This window comes from Bacteroides sp. 3_2_5, from assembly GCF_000159855.2.
GTDB lineage: Bacteria > Bacteroidota > Bacteroidia > Bacteroidales > Bacteroidaceae > Bacteroides > Bacteroides fragilis.
Genome location: NZ_JH636045.1, coordinates 132,498 through 155,060, shown reverse-complemented (window position 1 = coordinate 155,060; position 22,563 = coordinate 132,498). Strand labels below are relative to the sequence as shown.

General features: G+C 47.9%; 22 protein-coding genes and 2 tRNA genes. 18 read left to right on the top strand and 6 right to left on the bottom strand.

Translation table 11 applies throughout. The annotated features are described in order from the left end of the window. Positions 1 to 11: 11 nt before the first annotated feature. Positions 12 to 305 (top strand): helix-turn-helix domain-containing protein, encoded by a 294-nt coding sequence (locus BSHG_RS04160; protein WP_008660888.1) that lies wholly within the window; start codon positions 12 to 14, stop codon positions 303 to 305. Between the two features lie 230 nt (positions 306 to 535). On the opposite strand, the gene BSHG_RS04165 is transcribed toward BSHG_RS04160, so the two are convergent. From BSHG_RS04165 to BSHG_RS04180, 4 genes are all read right to left on the bottom strand, one after another. Continuing rightward, the gene (locus BSHG_RS04165; protein WP_008660887.1) at positions 536 to 1,036 is read right to left on the bottom strand and encodes a DUF6650 family protein; all 501 of its coding nucleotides are present in this window, start codon (positions 1,034 to 1,036) and stop codon (positions 536 to 538) included. A 37-nt stretch (positions 1,037 to 1,073) separates the two neighbouring features. Beyond that, positions 1,074 to 2,306: a site-specific integrase gene (locus BSHG_RS04170; RefSeq protein ID WP_008660885.1), complete on the bottom strand. Its 1,233-nt coding sequence runs from the start codon at positions 2,304 to 2,306 to the stop codon at positions 1,074 to 1,076. A gap of 243 nt (positions 2,307 to 2,549) precedes the next feature. Beyond that, positions 2,550 to 2,623, bottom strand: a tRNA-Asp gene (locus tag BSHG_RS04175). Between the two features lie 30 nt (positions 2,624 to 2,653). After that, positions 2,654 to 2,727: transfer RNA gene (locus BSHG_RS04180), tRNA-Asp, on the bottom strand. Between the two features lie 350 nt (positions 2,728 to 3,077). Between BSHG_RS04180 and hisH the strand changes: the two genes are divergently transcribed. The 10 genes from hisH (at position 3,078) to BSHG_RS04230 (ending at position 13,453) form a co-directional block, all read left to right on the top strand. After that, complete coding sequence (gene hisH, locus BSHG_RS04185) at positions 3,078 to 3,668, top strand: imidazole glycerol phosphate synthase subunit HisH (RefSeq protein ID WP_005803062.1); 591 nt, start codon at positions 3,078 to 3,080, stop codon at positions 3,666 to 3,668. 39 nt (positions 3,669 to 3,707) lie between these two features. Then, a complete protein-coding gene (hisA, locus tag BSHG_RS04190; protein WP_005803064.1) occupies positions 3,708 to 4,427 on the top strand; it encodes a 1-(5-phosphoribosyl)-5-[(5-phosphoribosylamino)methylideneamino]imidazole-4-carboxamide isomerase in 720 nt (239 codons plus the stop codon). Between the two features lie 101 nt (positions 4,428 to 4,528). Next, complete coding sequence (gene hisF / locus BSHG_RS04195; RefSeq protein WP_005788820.1) at positions 4,529 to 5,281, top strand: imidazole glycerol phosphate synthase subunit HisF; 753 nt, start codon at positions 4,529 to 4,531, stop codon at positions 5,279 to 5,281. A 188-nt stretch (positions 5,282 to 5,469) separates the two neighbouring features. Then, the gene (gene hisIE / locus BSHG_RS04200) at positions 5,470 to 6,081 is read left to right on the top strand and encodes a bifunctional phosphoribosyl-AMP cyclohydrolase/phosphoribosyl-ATP diphosphatase HisIE (protein ID WP_005788819.1); all 612 of its coding nucleotides are present in this window, start codon (positions 5,470 to 5,472) and stop codon (positions 6,079 to 6,081) included. After that, positions 6,066 to 6,764, top strand: coding sequence for a cell division ATP-binding protein FtsE (locus BSHG_RS04205; RefSeq protein WP_008660884.1), 699 nt, complete (start codon positions 6,066 to 6,068; stop codon positions 6,762 to 6,764). Before hisIE ends, BSHG_RS04205 begins: the two co-directional genes overlap by 16 nt. Before the next feature lie 31 nt (positions 6,765 to 6,795). Then, the gene (locus BSHG_RS04210; protein ID WP_005788816.1) at positions 6,796 to 8,115 is read left to right on the top strand and encodes an aspartate kinase; all 1,320 of its coding nucleotides are present in this window, start codon (positions 6,796 to 6,798) and stop codon (positions 8,113 to 8,115) included. 156 nt (positions 8,116 to 8,271) lie between these two features. Then, the gene (gene lysA, locus BSHG_RS04215; RefSeq protein WP_005788814.1) at positions 8,272 to 9,435 is read left to right on the top strand and encodes a diaminopimelate decarboxylase; all 1,164 of its coding nucleotides are present in this window, start codon (positions 8,272 to 8,274) and stop codon (positions 9,433 to 9,435) included. Positions 9,436 to 9,572: 137 nt separating this feature from the next. Further along, positions 9,573 to 10,052, top strand: coding sequence for a ferritin (locus tag BSHG_RS04220; protein WP_005788812.1), 480 nt, complete (start codon positions 9,573 to 9,575; stop codon positions 10,050 to 10,052). 173 nt (positions 10,053 to 10,225) lie between these two features. Continuing rightward, on the top strand, positions 10,226 to 11,125 hold the full coding sequence (locus tag BSHG_RS04225) for an Rpn family recombination-promoting nuclease/putative transposase (protein ID WP_005788808.1): 900 nt from the start codon (positions 10,226 to 10,228) through the stop codon (positions 11,123 to 11,125). Between the two features lie 750 nt (positions 11,126 to 11,875). After that, positions 11,876 to 13,453, top strand: coding sequence for an ATP-binding protein (locus BSHG_RS04230; RefSeq protein WP_005788802.1), 1,578 nt, complete (start codon positions 11,876 to 11,878; stop codon positions 13,451 to 13,453). Between the two features lie 7 nt (positions 13,454 to 13,460). Here the strand turns inward: BSHG_RS04230 and BSHG_RS23360 are convergent, their stop codons facing one another. After that, positions 13,461 to 13,622 carry a hypothetical protein gene (locus tag BSHG_RS23360; RefSeq protein WP_008769729.1) on the bottom strand — a complete coding sequence of 54 codons (162 nt, stop codon included), beginning with the start codon at positions 13,620 to 13,622 and terminating at the stop codon, positions 13,461 to 13,463. A gap of 59 nt (positions 13,623 to 13,681) precedes the next feature. After that, positions 13,682 to 14,056: a hypothetical protein gene (locus tag BSHG_RS04235; protein ID WP_005818230.1), complete on the bottom strand. Its 375-nt coding sequence runs from the start codon at positions 14,054 to 14,056 to the stop codon at positions 13,682 to 13,684. Between the two features lie 216 nt (positions 14,057 to 14,272). On the opposite strand from BSHG_RS04235, the gene BSHG_RS04240 reads away from it, so the two are divergent. The 7 genes from BSHG_RS04240 (at position 14,273) to BSHG_RS04270 (ending at position 22,441) form a co-directional block, all read left to right on the top strand. Then, positions 14,273 to 15,211, top strand: coding sequence for a Tsr25 family tyrosine-type DNA invertase (locus BSHG_RS04240; protein WP_005788799.1), 939 nt, complete (start codon positions 14,273 to 14,275; stop codon positions 15,209 to 15,211). A gap of 390 nt (positions 15,212 to 15,601) precedes the next feature. Further along, a complete protein-coding gene (locus tag BSHG_RS04245) occupies positions 15,602 to 15,976 on the top strand; it encodes a hypothetical protein (protein WP_008660882.1) in 375 nt (124 codons plus the stop codon). A gap of 36 nt (positions 15,977 to 16,012) precedes the next feature. Further along, complete coding sequence (locus BSHG_RS04250; RefSeq protein WP_008660880.1) at positions 16,013 to 16,570, top strand: DUF3575 domain-containing protein; 558 nt, start codon at positions 16,013 to 16,015, stop codon at positions 16,568 to 16,570. An 8-nt stretch (positions 16,571 to 16,578) separates the two neighbouring features. Beyond that, positions 16,579 to 17,982 carry a hypothetical protein gene (locus tag BSHG_RS04255; RefSeq protein ID WP_008660879.1) on the top strand — a complete coding sequence of 468 codons (1,404 nt, stop codon included), beginning with the start codon at positions 16,579 to 16,581 and terminating at the stop codon, positions 17,980 to 17,982. 25 nt (positions 17,983 to 18,007) lie between these two features. Next, positions 18,008 to 19,669: an Mfa1 family fimbria major subunit gene (locus tag BSHG_RS04260; protein WP_008660877.1), complete on the top strand. Its 1,662-nt coding sequence runs from the start codon at positions 18,008 to 18,010 to the stop codon at positions 19,667 to 19,669. Positions 19,670 to 19,848: 179 nt separating this feature from the next. Further along, positions 19,849 to 20,901 carry a FimB/Mfa2 family fimbrial subunit gene (locus BSHG_RS04265; protein WP_008660876.1) on the top strand — a complete coding sequence of 351 codons (1,053 nt, stop codon included), beginning with the start codon at positions 19,849 to 19,851 and terminating at the stop codon, positions 20,899 to 20,901. Then, entirely contained in the window at positions 20,888 to 22,441 is a 1,554-nt protein-coding gene (locus BSHG_RS04270) for an Mfa1 family fimbria major subunit (RefSeq protein ID WP_025814439.1), read from the top strand. Before BSHG_RS04265 ends, BSHG_RS04270 begins: the two co-directional genes overlap by 14 nt. Positions 22,442 to 22,563 lie beyond the last annotated feature (122 nt).

The following is a 22,563-nucleotide window of genomic DNA, read 5'->3' as shown; positions in this document are numbered from 1 at the left end:
AATATTTCAATATGGAATTGATAAACGGAAACAGTGAACCAGTAAAAGAGTTCTTTCAATCTTTGGAGTGCTTGCTGGACGGTATCAACCGACTGGCAAAGGAGAATAAACCATCATTGGGCGGAGATAGCTTTTTGAGTAACAGAGAGGTGTCTAAGTTGTTGAAAGTTAGCATCCGCACATTGCAGGAATGGAGAGATACGGGTATCATCCCCTATATTCAGATACGGGGAAAGGTTATCTACCGCCAAAGCGATATAGACAGACTTCTGCAATCATGCTATAATGAAGAACGGCAGGAATAATCTACCGTCCCCCGAATACATTTTTCCCGAAACTGACTAAGAACATTAACTTTGCCAGTGTAGTAGTCCGTCTGTGCAAGTCTTTTAAAGAAAATACTACCCGAACATCGTGAGGTGTGGAGATTTTCTTTAAAACCCGTAGGGCTTGGGCTTGAACGGACGGAATACGGAGCTTATCTTTGTTAATGTCTTATTCGGCTTCGGGAAGTAACATGCAAAATGCTCTTTTATCATTCATCAATATCGTTCGATGGAATTATTTTTATCAATTCTCCATTTATATGAATTCCGTATGAAACCGAAAGTTTAGATATTATAATACCAAATACACCCCTTAATTCTCCTAATGCAGATAAAAATATCCATCCACTAATAGTAGTAAAGGAGTCACAATTGTGTACTTCATCTTGTATTGGTTGTATTGTATCTAAAAATTTCCTACAAGCTGCTCTTAATAATTGTATATCTTGATAAATGTTCTGATTTTGAGAAACTTTACATATTTCTTGGGTTAGACATTCTCTAATTCGTAATATAGATTCTATACAATAGTGAGGACGTTCTAATTCATAAGGAGAATATAAAACTCGTCTATCTTCTAATTGGTTGATTATATTTTGGGCAATTTTAATTTCTGATTCATTAGGTTGCCATGATACACCAAAAAGAGGGAAACTGAACCCGGTAATCCTATTCTTAATTTCCTGAAAGGTTAATAGTAACTTATTCATAGTTTTTTGTTTTCAAAGATACTCAAAATAATGAAAATCAATCTCCATAAGAAAAATTCTTTTCTACATTCCGCATTTCCCGCATAATAGAACTATCCAAAACTTTTGCATAATGTTGTGTCATTCTGATATTGGAATGTCCCAAAATCTTAGAAACATTTTCCATTGACACATCATTGGCGAGAAAAACTACGGTAGCCGCAGTATGGCGGGCAACATGTGTAGTTAAGCGTTTGGCAATACCGCATAAATCAGCGATTTCTTTCAAGTAGGCATTCATGCGCTGATTACTGATTACGGGTAAAAGCACACCTTTCTTTATACACTCCGCATTATCTTCATATTTCCCCAATATCCTTTGGGGAATGGATAAAACGGGAATGTTACACATCTGATTGGTTTTCTGCCGTGCCTTGCGTATCCATAAAGCACCGTTATTGTCTTTTATCAGATGTTCACGGCTTAACTGCTGCACATCAACGAAAGCAAGTGCGGTGAAACAGCAAAAGACAAAAATATCCCTTACCTGCTCCAGCCTTTTGATAGCAAATTCCTTGTTCATCAGAATATCCAGTTCCTCACGTGAGAGGAACTCTACGTTTACTTCCTCCTGCTTGAAACGGATGCCGTAAAACGGGTCTTTCTTTATCCAACCGTTAGCCAAAGCTATGCGGACAACCTTTTTCAAGTTCTTCAAATACTTTAATGCGGAATTGTTTTGGCAGTGCTTATCCGTTTTCAGCCAAAAATCAAAATCACGGATAAATTGCCCGTCCAGTTCTGCCAGCATCATATCATCACGGTGGTAGCGACTGCGGATATACTCTTTCAAGCGGTTTATGGAAGTATCAAACTTGGTTACGGTGCTTTCCGTATATTCCTTGCCAATCAGGGCACGGCATTTCTCGTTATGTTCCGCATAAACTTCCAGCAAGCTGCGCTGTACCTTATCACGTCCATAAAAACAATCTTTTATTATATCGGCTGTTATTGTTTTATTGTCTATTTCCAGTTCACGGTGTATCTGCAATATTTTGGCACGAACCGTATTGATATAGTGGTTCAGTTCGTTGGCTACACGGTCTTTCCCTTTGGAACATTCCTTTTTCTGATTCCATAAATCTACGGGAATGCTCCGTTTAATCATAACTTCGGCTACTCGCTTGTTCACGGTGATGCGCATGCAGATAGGAGCTTCACCGTTTTTCAGAAGTTTCGATTTCTTGATGATGAACAATACGCTCAATGTGTTTCTTTTCACTGCTCCCATAATTCATTGATTTTTAAGTGGTACAAAATTAGTTTTCCATACTCAAAAACCAACTACGCAAAAAGCTGACAATCAAAGACAAATGCGTCAATTCGTGGGAGCAAAAACGGCTTTCAAAAAGTCCCACGGATAAGCCACGTGAGAACTGCCTGAAACCGCTGCTTTTTGCCGAAGCAGAGAAAAAGAAAAAGCCCTGAAATCCTTGAATTTCAGAGCTTTGCTTTAATTTGCTATTTGCTTTCGCGGTGCGTACGGGACTCGAACCCGTGACCCCATGCGTGACAGGCATGTATTCTAACCAACTGAACTAACGCACCAATTTTATTTTTAAATTAAGACTTGAGATGCGGTGCGTACGGGACTCGAACCCGTGACCCCATGCGTGACAGGCATGTATTCTAACCAACTGAACTAACGCACCAGAATTTCATTTCTTAATTGCTATCTCTCTCGATTGCGGTTGCAAAGGTAGGCATTTTTCCGAAACCTGCAATAGCTGAACGAAAAGTTTTTTGAAAAAAATGAAGCTGTTTTGGCTTAGTTCCTCATTCTGAACGTATTTAGTTTGAAAAAAAAAGTGTGAAAAAATAATAGTCTTATCAGGTCTCGGTTATCTCTCTGTTTTTCCATTCGGATAATACTTATTCATTTTATATGCCTAAAATCTTTCTATCTGTTATAAATCTATCTTTTAATTCAAACTTCCTGCTCTGATTTTTCGTGGTTTTGCAATAATTCGTTATTTTTGCGAACTAAATGTAGAACATTAAAATGAAAGTAGCAGTTATCAAATATAATGCAGGCAACATCCGTTCTGTGGACTATGCCTTGAAGCGCTTAGGGGTGGAAGCAGTGATTACATCTGATAAAGAGGTGCTGAAAGCTGCCGATAAAGTGATCTTTCCCGGGGTGGGAGAGGCCGAGACTACCATGCTTCATCTCAAGGAGAGTGGCATGGATCGTTTCATTAAAGAACTCCGTCAGCCGGTGCTGGGCATTTGCCTGGGCATGCAACTGATGTGCCGCTTCTCCGAAGAGGGGAATGTCGATTGTCTGGGTATTTTCGATACCGATGTGAAACGTTTTGCTCCTCGAAAGCACGAGGAAAAAGTTCCCCACATGGGATGGAATACCATCAGCTGCCTGAAGAGTGACCTGTTCAAAGGATTCACCCGTGATGAATTTGTCTATTTCGTACATAGTTATTATGTGCCCGTCAGTGAATTTACCGCTGCCGAAACCGATTACATCCGGCCTTTCAGTGCCGCTTTGCATAAAGATAATTTCTATGCCACCCAGTTTCATCCCGAAAAAAGCGGTGAGGCGGGCGAAAGAATTATAAAGAATTTCCTGGAGCTTTAGTCCCTCCGGGATTTTAAACCGTAAATTGAAAACAGATAGATGATAGAATTGATTCCGGCCATTGATATTATCGATGGGAAGTGCGTACGCCTCTCCCAGGGAGATTATGGCAGTAAAAAGGTATATAATGAAAATCCGGTAGAAGTTGCCAAAGAGTTTGAGGCCAACGGTATCCGGCGTTTGCACGTGGTGGATCTGGATGGAGCCGCTTCGCATCATGTGGTCAACTACCGGACACTCGACTTGATAGCCAGTCGCACATCGTTGATTATCGATTTCGGCGGTGGGTTGAAGAGTGATGAAGATCTGATAATTGCTTTTGAGAATGGTGCGCAGATGGTGACCGGCGGTAGTATTGCCGTCAGGAACCCTGACCTGTTTTGCCGTTGGATCGACCGTTATGGCAGTGGGAAAATCATTTTGGGAGCCGATGTTAAAGATCGTAGAATAGCTGTCAATGGATGGAAAGACGAAAGTACTTGTGAACTTTTCCCTTTCTTGAAGGATTATACCCAGAAAGGAATTGAGAAAGTGATCTGTACCGACATCAGTTGTGACGGCATGCTGGCGGGGCCATCTTTGGATTTATATAAAGAGATTCTGGCAGAGCATCCCACTCTTTATCTGATAGCCAGTGGCGGTGTGAGCAGTATAGCCGATATTGAAGCGTTGCACGAAGCCGGGGTACCTGCCGTTATTTTCGGTAAAGCCCTTTATGAAGGACGTATTACTTTGAAAGAGCTTCAGGCATTTCTTTAACGGCAGCATAGCGGGGCAGAGTTGTGTTTATGCCTGTCGAAAGTCCGGTGTGTGCTTTGTAGTGAATCATTTGTCAAACGTAAAATCGTAAATATATAGTTGTGTTAGCAAAAAGAATCATACCTTGTCTTGATATCAAAGACGGTCAGACCGTAAAGGGGACGAATTTCGTAAACTTGCGCCAAGCCGGTGATCCGGTGGAGTTGGGACGTGCTTATAGCGAGCAGGGGGCAGACGAGTTGGTTTTTCTCGACATTACGGCCAGCCACGAAGGTCGCAAAACTTTTGCCGAGCTTGTTCGGCGGATAGCTGCCAATATCAGTATTCCGTTTACTGTCGGGGGGGGGATCAACGAGTTGAGTGATGTGGACCGCCTGCTCAATGCCGGTGCCGACAAGATTTCCATCAACTCTTCCGCTATCCGTCATCCGCAGTTGATCGATGATATTGCCAAGCATTTCGGGTCGCAGGTATGTGTGCTTGCGGTAGATGCCAAGCAGACTGAGAACGGGTGGAAGTGCTATCTCAATGGCGGACGTATCGAAACCGACAAGGAATTGACGGCATGGACCAAAGAAGCTCAGGAGCGTGGAGCCGGCGAAGTGTTGTTCACCAGTATGAATCACGATGGTGTGAAGACCGGATATGCCAATGAAGCCCTGGCCGAGTTGGCTTCTCAACTCTCCATTCCCGTTATTGCATCGGGTGGGGCCGGACAAATGGAGCACTTCCGTGATGCTTTTACGCTCGGTAAAGCGGATGCCGCACTGGCAGCCAGTGTTTTTCACTTCGGAGAAATTAAAATTCCCGAATTAAAATCGTATCTTTGCGGCCAGGGAATTACCGTCAGGTAGAAAGCGTAAGCAAATCTTAGCCTGAAGATTAAAGAAAGAATAGAAACGAATCAGACTCACCACAGAGTAGCACAGGGTTCCACAGAGATGGTTTTCTCTTAATATCTTATAAACAAGAGATTAAAACGCTGTGAGACTCCATGTTACTTTGTGGTGAATCAAACTCAAAAATATAATAAATAAGAACCATGGATTTAGATTTTGATAAAATGAACGGACTCGTTCCGGCCATCATACAAGACAACGACACCCGCAAGGTGCTGATGCTTGGCTTCATGAATAAAGAGGCTTACGAGAAGACTGTTGAAACCGGGAAAGTAACCTTTTTCAGCCGTACCAAGAACCGTTTGTGGACCAAAGGCGAAGAGAGTGGTAATTTCCTGAATGTTGTTTCTATTAAAGAAGATTGCGACAAAGACACGTTGTTGATTCAGGTAAATCCTGTCGGCCCGGTATGCCATACCGGCACCGATACTTGCTGGGGCGAGAAGAACGAAGAGCCGGTCATGTTCCTCAAACTGTTGCAGGACTTCATCGACAGACGTCACGAAGAGATGCCCGAGAAGTCGTATACCACCAGCTTGTTTCAGTCCGGCATCAACAAGATAGCGCAGAAAGTAGGCGAAGAGGCGGTGGAAACAGTGATCGAGGCTACCAACGGTACAGATGACCGTTTGATATACGAAGGTTCCGACCTGATTTACCACCTGATTGTATTGCTGACCTCTAAAGGATACCGCATCGAAGATCTGGCACGCGAATTGCAGATAAGACATAGCGACTCATGGACGAAACACTGATTCACTATACCGATGTAGAGATACATCAGCAGGAACTCTGTGTGCTGAGCGAAGTTAATTTGCAACTGCACAAGGGGGAGTTCGTTTATTTGGTGGGTAAAGTGGGCTCCGGCAAGACCAGCCTGCTCAAAACCCTCTATGGCGAGCTCGATGTGACTGCCGGTGAGGCCGAAGTGCTCGGTTATCGGATGACATCCATCAAGCGCAAGCACATTCCGCAGTTGCGGCGCAAGCTGGGCATTGTTTTTCAGGATTTCCAACTGCTCACCGATCGTACGGTGAACGATAATCTGGAGTTTGTGCTTCGTGCCACCGGATGGAAGAATAAACAGGAAATCAAGGAACGCATAGCCGAAGTACTCAACCTTGTCGGGATGGAGAACAAGGGCTATAAACTGCCAAACGAGCTTTCGGGCGGTGAGCAGCAGCGCATCGTGATAGCGCGTGCGATGCTCAACTCTCCGGAGATTATCCTGGCGGACGAACCTACCGGAAACCTCGATGTAGAGACCGGAAAAGCCATTGTAGAGTTGTTGCATAACATCTGTCAGGCCGGATCGCTGGTAGTGATGACCACTCACAACCTCCAGTTGGTAGCCGAATATCCCGGACAGGTATACCGGTGCGCCGAACATCGCATTGTCAATGTGACGGACGAATTTGCGAAGAAAGAAAATAATTAATATACATACTAATTTTAACACAGTAACGAAAATGAAAGTTTTAAAGTTTGGAGGAACTTCCGTAGGTTCTGCACAGCGGATGAAGGAAGTGGCCAAATTGATTACCGATGGTGAAAGAAAGATTGTTGTCCTCTCGGCTATGTCGGGCACAACAAACACATTGGTGGAGATTTCCGACTATCTGTACAAGAAGAATCCGGAAGGTGCCAACGAGATTATCAATAAGCTGGAGGCTAAATATAAACAGCATGTTGACGAACTTTACGCTACTGAGGAGTATAAACAGAAAGGCCTGGAGGTCATAAAATCTCATTTCGACTACATCCGTTCATACACCAAAGACCTCTTTACATTGTTCGAAGAGAAAGTGGTGCTGGCACAGGGCGAGCTGATCTCCACCGCTATGGTCAACTACTACTTGCAGGAGTGCGGTGTGAAGTCCGTGTTGCTTCCGGCTTTGGAATATATGCGTACTGATAAGAATGCGGAACCCGATCCTGTTTATATTAAGGATAAACTTCAGGCACAATTGGATCTCTATCCGGATGCTGAAATTTATATCACTCAGGGATTCATCTGCCGCAATGCTTATGGCGAGATTGATAACTTGCAGCGTGGCGGAAGCGACTATACCGCTTCATTGGTCGGTGCTGCCATTCACGCTTCCGAAATTCAGATCTGGACGGATATCGACGGTATGCACAATAACGACCCGCGCATTGTCGACAAAACGGCCCCGGTGCGTCAGCTGCACTTTGAAGAGGCTGCCGAGTTGGCTTATTTCGGTGCCAAGATTCTACACCCGACTTGTATCCAGCCGGCTAAGTATGCCAACATACCGGTTCGCCTGCTGAACACGATGGATCCGCATGCCCCAGGTACATTGATTTCCAATGATACCGAAAAGGGCAAGATCAAGGCTGTTGCTGCCAAGGGTAATATTACTGCCATTAAGATTAAATCGAGCCGCATGTTGCTGGCACACGGTTTCCTCCGCAAGGTATTCGAAATCTTCGAGAGCTACCAGACTTCCATCGATATGATCTGTACATCTGAGGTAGGAGTTTCCGTATCTGTCGATAACACCAAGCATCTCAACGAGATCCTGGATGACCTGAAGAAGTACGGAACCGTTACCGTCGACAAGGATATGTGTATCATCTGTGTCGTGGGTGACTTGGAATGGGAGAATGTAGGTTTCGAAGCCAAAGCGCTCGATGCCATGCGTGACATCCCCGTGCGTATGATTTCGTTTGGCGGTAGCAACTATAATATCTCCTTCCTGATTCGTGAGTGCGACAAGAAGGTGGCTTTACAGTCGCTCAGCGACATGTTGTTCAACGGCAAATAGAAACCGAATTAGGTTCACCACAGAGTGACACAGAGTCTCACAGAGTTTTAATCTTTTGATAATATAATAGGATGATGAAGAGAAAAAACTTTCCCTGTGAGACTCTGTGTGACTCTGTGGTAGATCAAACTCAAAACTGATTAGTAACTTTTCAAAATGAAAACTGTATTCCCCATTCATAAATTTCGCGAGTTGCCGACTCCTTTCTATTATTATGATACGAAAGTGCTTCGCGACACGCTGGCGTGCGTCAACCGTGAGGTGGCACGTTACGACAATTTCAGTGTACACTATGCCGTCAAGGCCAATGCCAATCCTAAGGTACTGACCATCATCCGCGAAAGTGGACTGGGTGCCGATTGTGTCAGCGGAGGCGAAATCCGCGCTGCCATCAAGGCCGGTTTCCCTGCCGGGAAGATCGTTTTTGCCGGAGTCGGTAAGGCTGATTGGGAAATCGACCTGGGACTCGATTACGATATTTTCTGTTTCAATGTCGAGTCGGTGCCTGAGTTGGAAGTCATCAACGAGTTGGCTGCCGCCAAAGGTAAAGTTGCCAATGTAGCTTTCCGCATCAATCCCAATGTAGGTGCGCATACCCATGCCAATATCACTACCGGATTGGCCGAAAACAAATTCGGTATCAGCATGCACGATATGGATAAGGTGATCGACGTGGCTTTGGAGCTGAAGCATGTGAAGTTCATCGGTCTTCATTTCCATATCGGTTCTCAGATTCTCGATATGGGCGATTTCATAGCGCTATGCAACCGTGTCAACGAACTGCAGGATAAGCTCGAAGCCCGTCACATCCTTGTGGAGCATATCAACGTAGGCGGTGGGCTGGGCATCGATTATGATCACCCCAACCGTCAGCCTATTCCGGATTTTGCCGACTATTTCCGTACATACGACGAGCACCTGAAGCTTCGTCCGCATCAGACTTTGCATTTTGAGCTGGGACGTGCCATCACGGGACAATGCGGTTCGCTGATTTCAAAAGTACTTTATGTCAAGCAAGGTACCAACAAGCAATTTGCCATCCTCGATGCGGGCATGACCGATTTGATTCGTCCCGCCCTCTATCAGGCACATCACAAGATGGAGAACCTTACTTCCGAAGATCCTGTGGTCGAAACTTATGACGTGGTGGGCCCCATCTGTGAGTCGTCCGACGTATTCGGCAAGGCTGTCGATCTGAATAAGGTGAAGCGTGGCGATCTGATAGCCCTGCGTTCTGCCGGTGCTTATGGCGAGATTATGGCTTCAGGCTATAACTGCCGTGAACTGCCGAAAGGGTACATCTCAGAGGAGTTGGTGTAATGCTGTCATAGGCCGGCTGTCCGGTAGTCCGGATGATTTAAGGAAGATTTCTCTTCTTTTTTCACTTTCTCCGAACAACCTTTCTTTTAAAATTGTTATTTTTGTAGTGATTTTAATAACCTAAAATGAATACGATCATGATTTCAGAAAAATTACAGAATGCAATTAACGAGCAGATTTCAGCCGAGATGTGGTCTTCTAATCTGTATTTGTCTATGTCTTTCTATTTTGAAAGAGAAGGTTTCAGCGGTTTTGCACACTGGATGAAGAAGCAATCTCAGGAAGAGATGGGGCATGCTTATGCCATGGCCGATTATATTATCAAACGCGGCGGTATAGCCAAAGTAGATAAGATTGACGTTGTTCCCACCGGTTGGGGTACTCCTCTTGAAGTGTTTGAGCACGTCTTTGAGCACGAACGCCATGTTTCTAAACTGGTAGATGCCTTGGTTGACATTGCCGCAGCCGAAAAAGATAAAGCGACTCAGGATTTCCTTTGGGGATTCGTTCGCGAACAAGTAGAAGAAGAAGCCACCGCTCAAGGGATTGTCGATAAGATTAAGAGAGCCGGTGATGCCGGTATCTTCTTTATCGATTCTCAGCTCGGTCAGAGATAAGTTCCGGCCGACGCAAGCCTGAACGATGGACAGTAAACGATGAACAAGCTATGCGATGCAGCGTGGCCTGTTCATCGTTTATGGTTTAAAGGCGGTTCATCTTATTTCTTCCGCCGTATGCTTGGATAGTTCTTTTTTAAAACTTATATTTGTAGGATAGATATTATTCGTATATGATGGAACAGAAAGACAGGTATATTCGTTTTGATTGGGCGGTGAAACGCCTGTTGCGTAACAAGGCCAATTTCGGCGTGTTGGAGGGTTTTCTCACCGTTTTGCTGGGTGAGCCCATCCGTATCGTCGAGATTCTGGAGAGTGAAGGCAATCAGTTGAATGAAACGGATAAATTCAACCGTGTCGACATAAAGGCGCGTAACAGCAAAGACGAGATCATTATTGTGGAGGTTCAGAATACCCGTGAGATTTATTATCTGGAACGTATTCTTTTCGGTGTTGCCAAGGCGATCACGGAGCATATCGAGTTGGGTCAGCTCTACTCTGAGGTTAAGAAGGTGTATTCCATCAGTATCCTCTACTTTGATATCGGTCGTGGTACTGATTACCTTTACCACGGTCAGAACTCTTTCGTGGGTGTCCACACGGGCGACCTTCTGGAGGTGAGCACCAAAGAGAAGAACGCCATCGTCCGTAAATTGCCTGCCGAGATCTTTCCTGAGTATTTCCTTATTCGTGTGAACGAGTTCAACAAAGTGGCTGTCACGCCCCTTGAGGAGTGGATTGAATATCTCAAGACAGGTGTGATCCATCCCGACACCAAGGCTCCGGGACTGGAGGAAGCGCGTCGTAAACTTGTCTATTATAACATGAATAAGGCAGAACAATTGGCTTATGATGAACATATCAATGCGATTATGATTCAGAATGATGTATTGAGTACGGCAGCTATGGAAGGCCGCCAGGAGGGTCTTGCCGAAGGTCGCCAGGAGGGGCTTGCCGAAGGTCGTATGGAAGAGAAGCAGGCGAATGCCCGAAGGATGAAGGCATTGAACCTGCCGGTCGAAACCATCTGCCAGGTGACAGGATTGTCCGCCGGAGAGATAGAGAACTTGTAAATTCCGTTTTCTCCGTCTTATTCCGTCTTCCCCTCTATTCATAGTATTTCATATTACAGGTTATTAAGTGTACCGTTCTTTCCCGAACGGTATGACAAAGTTAAGCATGGAAAGGCAGCGATGCAAGAAAGTGATGCAGAGTGCCGCATTACGGCGCAAAAAGTCACAGTGTCCACTGCAAGGCAATGCACGCTCTGCCGGGGTGAAACCGAGCCTCGTCCGGACTCTTCCGGACCCTCTGTTTCCGTCATTCGGAGCCTCTGAATCACCAACATGGATACCAACATGCTTTAGTATTCGTAATACGCTGTTGCTCAGCTTTCTGTGCGAGCGAAATTCGAGGCCGCCAACATGCAGACCTGCACATAAATAAATAATAAACAAAAGATATATAAAATATATCAGTCGAATTTGCGGTCGGCGAACAGTTTTTGAACCCGATCCGCCGCACCGGGCATTCTCCGGAATTTACCACGAATTTTGAAGTCCATGTATGTTGCCGTTTGGGCCCCGGCCCGTCATCGTCACCGAAGTGCTACTTGGCCTTTTACTGATAATAGGTATTTAGATCCGGGTGGTATCTTTGGTAGTACAACACGTAAAATACAGAAGAAAATGTTATCTTTGTATTTACGAGTATAAGAAAAATAAAGAAGAGTGCCAATTGTTGCATCCCTTACATTTTGTAACCAAGTGTGAGAATCTAAAAAATAATTGTGTACATTTGCAAAAGACTAACTTCAATGCCCCATGGATACACCGATCAATGCCCCGCTTAGAAAACTCCCGATAGGGATACAGAGTTTTGAGAAACTGCGCTCCGAAAATTTCCTTTATGTAGATAAGACCGCATTGATTTATCGGCTGGCTCAAGCAGGCAATCCCTGTTTCCTGAGCCGTCCCCGCCGCTTTGGCAAAAGCCTGTTGCTTTCTTCTTTCGAGGCGTACTTTCAAGGTAAGAAGGAACTCTTCCGCGGATTGGCTATCGAGAAATTGGAAAAAGAGTGGCTACAATATCCCGTGCTGCATCTCAGCCTCAATGCGGAGAAGTATGACAGTCGTGAGGGGCTGATCGATATACTTGAGCGGCAGTTGCGGCAGTGGGAAGAGTTATACCGGACGGGAGGGGAAGGTATTACGCACTCCGGACGTTTCATGACCGTCATCCGGCGCGCCTGCGAACAGACGGGGCGCCGCGTGGTGGTGCTTATTGACGAATATGACAAACCCTTGCTGCGTTCGTTCGACAGTCAGGAGTTGCAACACGACTTCAGGGAGACGCTGACCGCTTTCTATACTGTGCTCAAAGATGCCGACCCCTGGTTGCAGTTCGTCTTCATCACCGGAGTGACCAAGTTCGCGCAAATGGGTATTTTCAGTAATCTGAACCAACTGAACGATATCAGTTTTGACCTCGACTATAACACCCTTTGCGGCATGACCCGTGCGGAGATAGAAGCTACCTTCTCTCCAGAATTGGAAGCCCTGGCAGTGAAAAGTAATGCGACCTGCCGGCAGGTGATGGACCGGCTGACTCGCCAATATGACGGATACCGGTTCACCAAAGACGAGGAATTCACCTCCATGTACAATCCCTTCAGCGTGTTGAGTGCCTTGCAGAAGCGTTCGTATGGCAATTACTGGTTTGCCAGCGGCACGCCCACCTTCCTGGTGGAGATGCTGCAGAAGACTGATTTCGACTTGAGGGAGATGGAGGGTATTGAGGTGAATGAGGCTTCGCTGAGCGACGACCGCGCGGATATAAACAATCCGATACCCATGATTTATCAAAGTGGATATCTGACGATTAAGGACTACGACGAGCGCTTCCGGATGTACACGCTGGGGTTCCCCAACGAGGAGGTGAAATATGGTTTCCTCAACTTCGTCAGTCCCTTCTACACTCCTATAGCCCAGACAGACACCTCGTTCTATATCGGCAAGTTCATCCGCGAGTTGGAGAGCGGTGATGTGGACGCTTTCCTCACGCGCCTGCGCTGCTTCTTTGCCGGTATCCCCTACGATCTGAACGACCGCACGGAGCGGCATTATCAGACGGTGTTCTACCTCGTCTTCCAGCTTATGGGGCAGTTTACGGAGACGGAGGTCCGGAGTGCCCGGGGGCGTGCCGATGCGGTGGTGAAGACACCGGATTACATCTACGTGTTTGAGTTCAAGCTGAACGACAGTGCCGAGGCTGCCTTGAGGCAGATTGATGAAAAGGGATATCTGCTGCCCTATCAGGCGGACGGACGGAAAGTAGTGAAGGTGGGTGTAGCCTTCGAGAAGGAGGAACGGAATATTGGAGAGTGGGTGATAGGAGAATGATGCGTCCTTATGATTCCTCTTTAAGGAAACATACACACTGACACAAAGCAGTCAGGATGGATGCTATGTGCGAGACGATGGATCCGTGACGAAGCACAATAGCTCTGGGAGAGTCTTCGTGCTCGCTGGTGATTTCGGCAAGTCGGATGGCAGAGTAATCTGTGTGCATCTTTCATCCTGGATAAATCATAGAGAGTGTTTTTAGTTTAGTCTCTATGTATACGGCTTTCATCCTCCTCTTTCTCTCTTAAAATACCCCAGTATCGTGCAAGGCGACAGTTTGTGGCGGTCGTGATAGCGTGATTCGAACTCGTAGCGGGTGCAGAGCCAGCGGCAGAAGCAGCGATAAGTGATGCGCAGGTTCAGGCGCCTTTGCAGATCTTCGTAAAACAGGGCGATCCGGGTAAAAAAGTCGTTTATCTGCTTTTGGGGGATTTTTCGTTTCCGGGGGGCTTGTGGTGAGGCGGCCTCTTCCTCCTTGGCTATCAGGTACCGCAGCACACGGATGTCTTTTTTTACCGTTTCTTCTTGTTCGTGCAGTCTTTGTTGTTTCTCTTCCTTCTTTCTTAGTGACTCTTTCAGGTCTTGAATGCTCTTTTTCATCTTACTTTGAGGTTTGCATGGGATGGCTGGATGCCAATGTTTGTTAAAATGACGTTAGGATCGGCAAAGATATACAAAAAGAGCATAGCATATCGTCCCGGGGATTGTTCTGCAAAGTCTCTTTAGATGTTTTTTGTAAAGATATAGATTCGGTTATCCGACTATTTACACAATTTATATTTAAAGAAGATTTGTAAACTAAAAACAAGGAATAAGATGAATGAAACATTAACAGTATTTATGATTTCGGAGATTGAAAGGCTCCGTGAAGAGGGACGTGAACCGGCCCGGCGTATCTACCATAATATGCTGCGTACGCTCAGGGAGAGTGCAGGAAAAGAGGAGATCGGATTTGAAGAGGTGACTCCGGTGTTTCTGGGCAAGTATGAACATTGGCTGCTGGGCAAGCGGTTGAGCTGGAACACGGTATCGACTTATATGCGTGCCCTGCGTGCGGGCTACAATCGGGGGATGAAGGGGCGTCCGGGATATGTCACCGGTCTTTTCGATAAGGTATACACCGGTACGCGCTCCGACGTGAAGCGTGCCGTGGATGCCCGCACGGTGGGGCGTATGATCCGCATGTCGGGGTGTCCGGATGAATCGGCCTCGGCGAAGGCTGTGGACTGGTTTGTACTGATGTTTATGCTGCGGGGCATCCCGTTTGTCGATCTGGCACACTTGCGCAGGAGCAATCTTGATAAGGGGGTGTTGACCTACTGCCGGCATAAAACGGGGCAGGAGGTCAGCATTAGCGTGCCTCGTGAGGCGATGGAAATTATCAATAGGAGGATGGTTGAGAACTGCCATCCGAGTTATCTGTTACCTATTTTGGGGCAGCCCCGCACCCGAAAGCGGCATACAAAGAAGGCATTGACTCCTTATCAGGAGTACCAATATGCGTTGCGTAACCTGAACCGCCGGTTGGAACGGGTGTCGGTGGATTTGAGATTGGGCGGCAGGCTCAGTTCATACACTGCGCGCCACACGTGGGCCACGATTGCCTTTCATCAGGAGACGCCCGTGGGAGTGATCAGCCGTGGACTGGGACACTCTTCGGTAAAAGTTACGGAAACTTACCTGAAACCTTTCGGGGATAGGGAAGTAGATCGGACAAACAGGAAGATACTCAACTATGTGCTGAATGCGGTTTAAAGATAAAATGATTTGAATGTATTACACTTATATACAGGGATATAAATAGTCTGTTACTTTGTAGGTAACGGCAATGAATAATTGCTGCAAAATTGGATATTATTTTTCACACAAACAAATAAAAAGGCAAGTTTTTATTTAAAAAGATAATTAATTTTAAAAAAGATGCATGCTTTGCATTAGTTTTCCCTATTTTCTCTTAAAAAAGCAATAAAAAGGGTTATCCACGTTGGTGTAATTTAACGCGGACAAACATTTTATTGCCATCATCGGATGTCTTTTATTATTTAATTCATGTTATTGGGTTCAGAACGCTTTCTGTATTCGCTATCTGTTAAATACCGTTACCTACAAAGTAACGGTTGATCACACAACAAAACAAAATAGCTTATGCTTACGCCGTTAACTTTGACAGCCATATCTGTCTTACGTCATATTTCCTCTCACGAAACAGGAAATCTCCAGGATTTGGAATGTGGTTGTAAGCCTCTTGACGAACTCCTGGATCAACTGGAATCCGCGGGGTTGATACGTGTCAGGACAGACCAATCCGGCAGTGGCATTCCGAAAACCTATGAACTGACCCGCCCTCTTTTCCGTATCTCCCTGCTCGATTTGATGGAAGCCGTGGACCAGCATCTGAACTGTAATCAACCGGATTGTGAGAAAATGTATGCACGTTATCATTATGCCGCCCATAAGCTGGGCATTGTCAACCAGATGACCCGTGCCTATCTGTCGGAGATACCTCTGACAGATTTATAGGCGGATTGGCGGATATGTTTCAGATAAACTAACAGAATGAAAAAACAACTATTCATATTGCTTTTGCTTGTTTCGGGCAATGTACTGGCGCAACGGGCAGCGGTTAAAACCAATTTGCTGCACGATGTAGCGACGGCACCTTCGCTTGCTGCCGAGTGGGCGTTTGCCTCCCGCTGGACACTCGATGTTGCGGGAAGCGCCTGTCCGTGGAACTTTGCGGACAACCGGAAGTGGAAATTCTGGATGACGCAGGGTGAGGCACGCTATTGGCTTTGTCAGTCATTCTACGGACACTTTCTGGGTGTGCATGCCGGTGGGGGAGAATACAACCTGAGCCGGGTGCATCTTCCTTTTGTTTCCCGTTCGGTTTCTTACCGCTACGAGGGGTGGGCGCTGATGGCGGGGTTTTCATACGGTTACTCGTGGGTGCTCGGCAAACGCTGGAATCTGGAGGCTACCATAGGTGCAGGGTGGGTGCATGCCCAATACAAACGTTTTAATTGTCCGGTCTGTGGTGAATATCGGGGAGCGAACAAGAAAAATTTTCTGGCGCCGACCCGTGCGGGCATCAGTCTGATTTATATGTTAAAATAAAAAGTCTTATGAAAGAGAAGATACGATCGACCCGTTTAAGAATGTGCTTTCGGAAGATGCCGCCGGCAGTCTGCTTCCTGACGCTCTTTGCGCTGTGCTTCGGTGCGCTGTCTGTCCGTGCGGCAGATCCGTCCGGAAGAGTAGCCCTTACCGCCGTCCGAATGCAGCGTGCGGGTGGACAGGTATATGTCTCGTTTGCCGTAAAGATAGCCCCCCGTGCAGTGCGTGCCCGTCACCGCTGGGTGATTACCCCTTGTCTGGGCAACGCCTCGGATAGTGTGTTGCTTGGCCCGTTTGTGGTGACGGGACGCATCATGGCGCGCGAGGAAAATCAGCGGCGCCTATTGGCCGGCCTTCCGGACCGTGACGTCAATCATCGGTGGACCGCCCGCAATGGAGACACCTTCTTGTATACCGATACGTTGCGCTATGCCCCGTGGATGGAGAATGGCTTGAACCTGCGGCTCGACATCGACCGGGAAGGTTGCTGCCGGGTACAGACAGTGGGAAGCATCGTCTCCTCCGGCGCTTTTCCGGTGGCTTTGCCCTATCGTCCGTCGGTTAGTGAGCTCACTCCGAGGGTGAGCCGGACGGTGGCGGAACATGCGGATGACTATCCGTTCCTGTGCGAGGCAGGCAGCCGCCCTCTGCATGAAAGTGGCATCGGTATTCGCTTCCGTGCGGCATCGGCAGTGGTGGATACGCTGTATTCCGCCAATGCCGGAAACCTGCGCCGGATAACGGAAGCCATCGGGTTGCTGCGTGCGGACAGTTGCGCATTTCTGCAAGGTATCTCGATCAGCGGATATGCTTCGCCCGAGGGCACGACGGAACTGAACCGGAAATTATCGGCGAAACGTGCCGAAGCTCTGCGGCATGCTCTCTCGGTGCGCATGAACCTGCCTGTATCGTTGTTTGAACTGAATGCCGGAGGAGTAGACTGGGACAGGCTGGCCGAACTGGTGAATGGGAGTGACATGACATATAAGGAGGAAGTGCTCGCTATTCTCCGCAGCCATCCGGAGGAAGAGCGGAATGACAGGCTGAAAGCCTTGGCGGGCGGGCGTCCGTATCGTTCGGTGCTGGATGTGCTCTATCCGCAGTTGCGCGATGCCTGCTACATCCGTGTGCAGTATGCCAACCGCCCTGACAGCGTGGCGGATACGGTGAACCGTGCGATAGAAGCCATTCGGGGGCGGAAGTATGAAGAGGCATTCCGGTTGCTGAAGACGGTGGAGGCGGACGAACGCTCGTGGAATGTACGGGGAGTCTGCCATCTGTTGTGCGGAGACGACAAAGAAGCCGGGCTATGGCTGCATAGAGCGGTGAAAGCCGGAAACCGGGAAGCGGAAGAAAACCTTAAAAAGATGAATGCGGAACGACGGGCCGCTACCATCGGTATAACGCAATAAATGTATCACATAACGTAAAAAAGAAATGAAAAAACTAAAGTACATGAGTATGATGGGGTTGGCTGCTTTATTGCTGACAACCTGGGCCGCCTGTTCCGACGATACGGATGCTTCGGGCGGAGAGAATCCGGAAGAAGCGAGAGCTTATACCACAGTGACCATTGCCGTACCGAATGGTGTGGCGGAGACAAGGGCCTCCGATCCGACGGCGGATACTGACGATACGAATATGGATATCGGTTTAACGGATGAATACAAAGTGACGAAGGCCAATCTGTATCTGTTTCCGGGAGGAACGGGTAGTAGCTTTGGTAGCGCTAAGTTGACAGAGATTATTTCCATCAGCCAGTTTACGCAAACCACCACTACTACTACCGACCAGAAGACCATTGTATGGACCAGTAAGAAAACAGCCCTGACCCCGGGAGACTATCGTATTTATATAGTGGTGAACGGTACGGTCAATGGGGTGGGTGACAGTGACAAGGAAACTCTGACCGAAGCTGATTTTCTCGCAAAGACAACGGCTGCTGCTACGAGCGTGATAGCTGCTGTACCGAGTGACGGACTGGTAATGGCGAGCCGTTCTCCCAACAGTAATAACTCGAATACTCTTCCTTATATTGCCCAGGAGATAACCAAAGACCCGGAGCAGACCATTGCGGCAACAGTGGAGCGTGTGATGGGAAAGATTACGGTGACTGCGGGAGGAACCAGTGCGTCTTCTGCTGCTACTGTTAATAAATATACTTCGTTTTCTACCACAGTGACTGCTATCGGAAATATTACGGATATCACCCTAAAAAACTATTATGTAGTCAACGCACGGAAAGAGGGATATTATTTCCGTCATGTGGATAAAGAAAGCACTGTAACGAATCCTTTGACTGAGGCTAATTATGGTAACTCAAGCGCTACATTGCCGTATGTGACAGATCCGAAGACGTATAATAAAACTTATACTTCCACACCTGCTTTAGCCAATAGCTATGGCGACTGGTATCTGCAAGGATCAAGCGCATTTGGCTTGTCGTCTTTCGGCACTTTTTCCGGAACTTATACGGATATGCCGGGCTACTCTTCCGGGGCGGTGGAAACTAAAGTCGCCGCTTACTGCTATGAAAACACGATGCTGAAGGATAAACAGAAGAACGGATATACAACCGGCATCGTATTTAAAGCGGAAATAGCTCCGAGTAAAATGATGCAAAAAAAGCCTTTGGGCGATGGTGTGGAAGAAACTACTACAATTGGTTCGATTGGTGAAATCTTCTACCATTCCGGCATCTTCTACAAAGATATTGAAGCGCTGAAAGAAGCCGGTGTATTGCTGGCAGACGGAACTACTTCCAGTTCGGCCAGCGGTGCCCCTGCCGACCTGAAAAAGAACGACGTCCAGTGTTTCAAGAAAGAAAGTGCCGATGGCAAGTTCATTTGTTATTATCCGTATTGGATCAAACATCTCCCCTCGGCAGATACAGCAGAAGATGTGATGGAGTTCGGCATTGTCCGCAACAATGTCTATCAAGTAACCGTTACCGGTATTCAAGGTGTCGGCAAAGACGGTGTAACCGAAAATATCATTACCGATACCGAAACCGATGATCCGACTACCGTATTGCTGAATGTGAAGTTAAGTATCAAACCTTGGGTAGTGCGTGCGAATAGTGCCGTATTGGGCCGTTAACCCACTGTTTTCTCTAAAAAAGTAATTGCTTTGAGATGGGTTTTCACCACGGAGTAACACTGAGTCTCACAGAGTTTTAAGTTCTCGCTTATCAGGATATCTTAAGAGAAAAAGATCTCTGTGGAACTCTGTGTTACTCTGTGGTGAAACACCCGTTCAATCATAAAATTTTCCCAACCATGTCCGATAAGTTTCAGACTTTCTGTTTTTCCCATTCCGGCAGTTGGTTTCTGCCGTTCTTGTGGCTTTCGTTGTTGGCGGGCTTATTTGCCTGCTCGTGGACCGGGGACGACCGTAGCGACTGTCCCAGTGGTTTCCGTATTCGTCTTCAGCCTGCATTGCATGCACAGATACAGCCCGACAGCGGGACAGGCGTCATCACCGACGAGATCGACACGCTGTCCCTTTACGTGTTCGACGCACAGGGACAGTTCGTCTGCCTGCACACAGAGAACAGGCAATCGCTGACTGAAAACGATTATATCATTACCCTGCCGCTGGAATATAAAGACGGAGACGTTTACGAACTGGTGTTCTGGGCGGGAGGGGACAACCGGCATTACCGGATGCCGCAACTCACACCGGGCAGTTCGACCCGTGACGAGCTGACCCTCCGGTTGGAACGTGACGGAGACGGACGTCAGGATGACGAATTGGGGCACTTGTGGTACGGTCATCTCCGGTTGAGCCGGATACAGCCTTCGGAACTGACATCGGTCAGCGTACCGATGTTGAAGGACAGCAACCGGTTCGTCATTACCTTGCACGATACGTCGGGGCAGGGGCTGGACGCCGATGATTACGACTTTACTCTGTTGGCGGATAACGGCCGGATGAATGCCGACAACGAAGTGATGACGGGCGACCGGGTGACTTATGCCGCCTATCATACCGAGTCCGCTTCCGAAACGGAACCGGCCGCCACCCGTACGGGAGAAGTCAGCCTGGCGCGTGCCCGCTTGAACACACTGCGCTTACTGGCGGATCAGGAGGCCCGTCTGGTGGTGACGGACCGTGTCTCGGGGCAGAAAGTAGTGGATATCGACCTGACGCGTTATCTGCTGATGACGCGCCCCCTGTTTGAAGAGAGCAACGGTGTGGAGCTCAGCGACCAGGATTACCTTGATTACGAAGATCGGTTCAACGTGATTTTCTACCTTACCCCGATGGGAAAGCTGGAGGCGCTGAACATTAACGGATGGATTATCAGACTGAATGATGCACAACTGTAAAGGCAGCATATGGATCATATTCTTTCGGTTTCTGCTCTGCCTGTGGGCATGCGGATGCTCCGATGATGCCGGCATGCCTGCCTCTCCGGCAGGGGCGGACCGGGTGACGGCGTGTGTCCGGCTCTCGGTACGGGTAGTGGGGGAGACTACCCGGGCGGCGGTACAGGCGGATGTGACGGTGGAGGAGAAGATCTCTTCTGTTGCCGTTTTCCTGGTGTCGGTCGACGGGAGTGGAAAGGAGGATTGGAATGATGTGCAGTACGAAGTGGTGTATGGCACGACCAGTAGCGCGGCGGACGTGTATCAGGCGCGCATACCGACCACTCCCGGAGAGAAGAAGGTCTATGTGGGGGCCAATCTGTTGCCCGGTCAGGTGCATGCCATCTGCGGTCAGGCAGAAGGCAAGGGATTGTATACCGCCGCCGGGGCGGGGTATGACGAGGTGATCCGGCAGTTTGCCCGCGGGACGGAGGGGATCGCCATGACCGGAAAAGCCGGGACTTCCGTAACGGTCAGTGCGGGCACCGATGTGAACGTGGATCTCACGGCATCGCCTATCACACTGGAACGGGTGGTGGCCAAAGTACTGTTGGTGTGCGATACCTATACAGACGACGGAGGAGCGTACGTACGGATGTCCGGTAATGCGGCTCGTCCGTCAGCCGATCCGGGCTGGATACGTTTGTCGGATGTGCGGTATGCCCTCAACACAGTCAACCGGAAGGTGTATCTGAATGCGCCCCCGGATGGGAAAGATCCTAATCATGAAGTAGATCCGTATGTGGTTAAAGATGATGGCGGCAATTATGTATCGGCACCCGATGTGGCTGAACAGCAATTCGTTTACCGTACTTTGGGCAGTGTATGGGCGGAAGGGATCGCTCCGGAAGCGTATGAAGAGGTCAAATTCAATGCGACGAAAGCCACTCCTCCGGAAAGCGGTGCTTATACCGGTGGGCTGTATTGTCCGGAGAACACGACTGCGACTTCCACCGCTTCTCTTGCGGGCGGACTGGATCTGACAGGAACACTTAATTCGACTCAGGCGGAAATTCCCCGCCTGGTGACTACCCATCTGCTGGTAGCGGCGAAGTTTGTCCCCAAACAGATTATTACCGGGGCCGGAACCACGCAAACCCTGACATCTCCCGCCGATGCCGCTACTTACTTGCCCGCAACGACGACACCTGTCGATGCGGAAGCACATGCGGCAGGCACTTACTTTACCAACGGGAGTGACTATTACAGCTATGCGGGCATGAAGGCCGCCATCGGTGCGGGTACCCTGAAACGTACTGATTTTACCGCTTACGAAGGCGGGATCGGCTATTATTACACTTATATAGACGGCACAAGTGCTACTGACGGCACAATCGCTTTCAGTGCGGATTCCGGCATCTTGCGCAACCGTTATTATCTGTTGCGTATTACCCGGTTCAGCCTGCCTTCGGCCGCATTGCCGCAACCGATGCGTGCCACGATGAAAGTAACGGACTGGGTGACGAGTTCCGGTAATCAGATTATAGTAAGGCCGACGTAGAAAGGAAAATAAATACGATTCAGCACAGAGTAACACAGAGTCTTACGGAGTCTTAATCTCTTGTTTATGAGATATGAAGAGAAAATCATCTCTGTGGAACTCTGTGTTACTCTGTGGTGAAA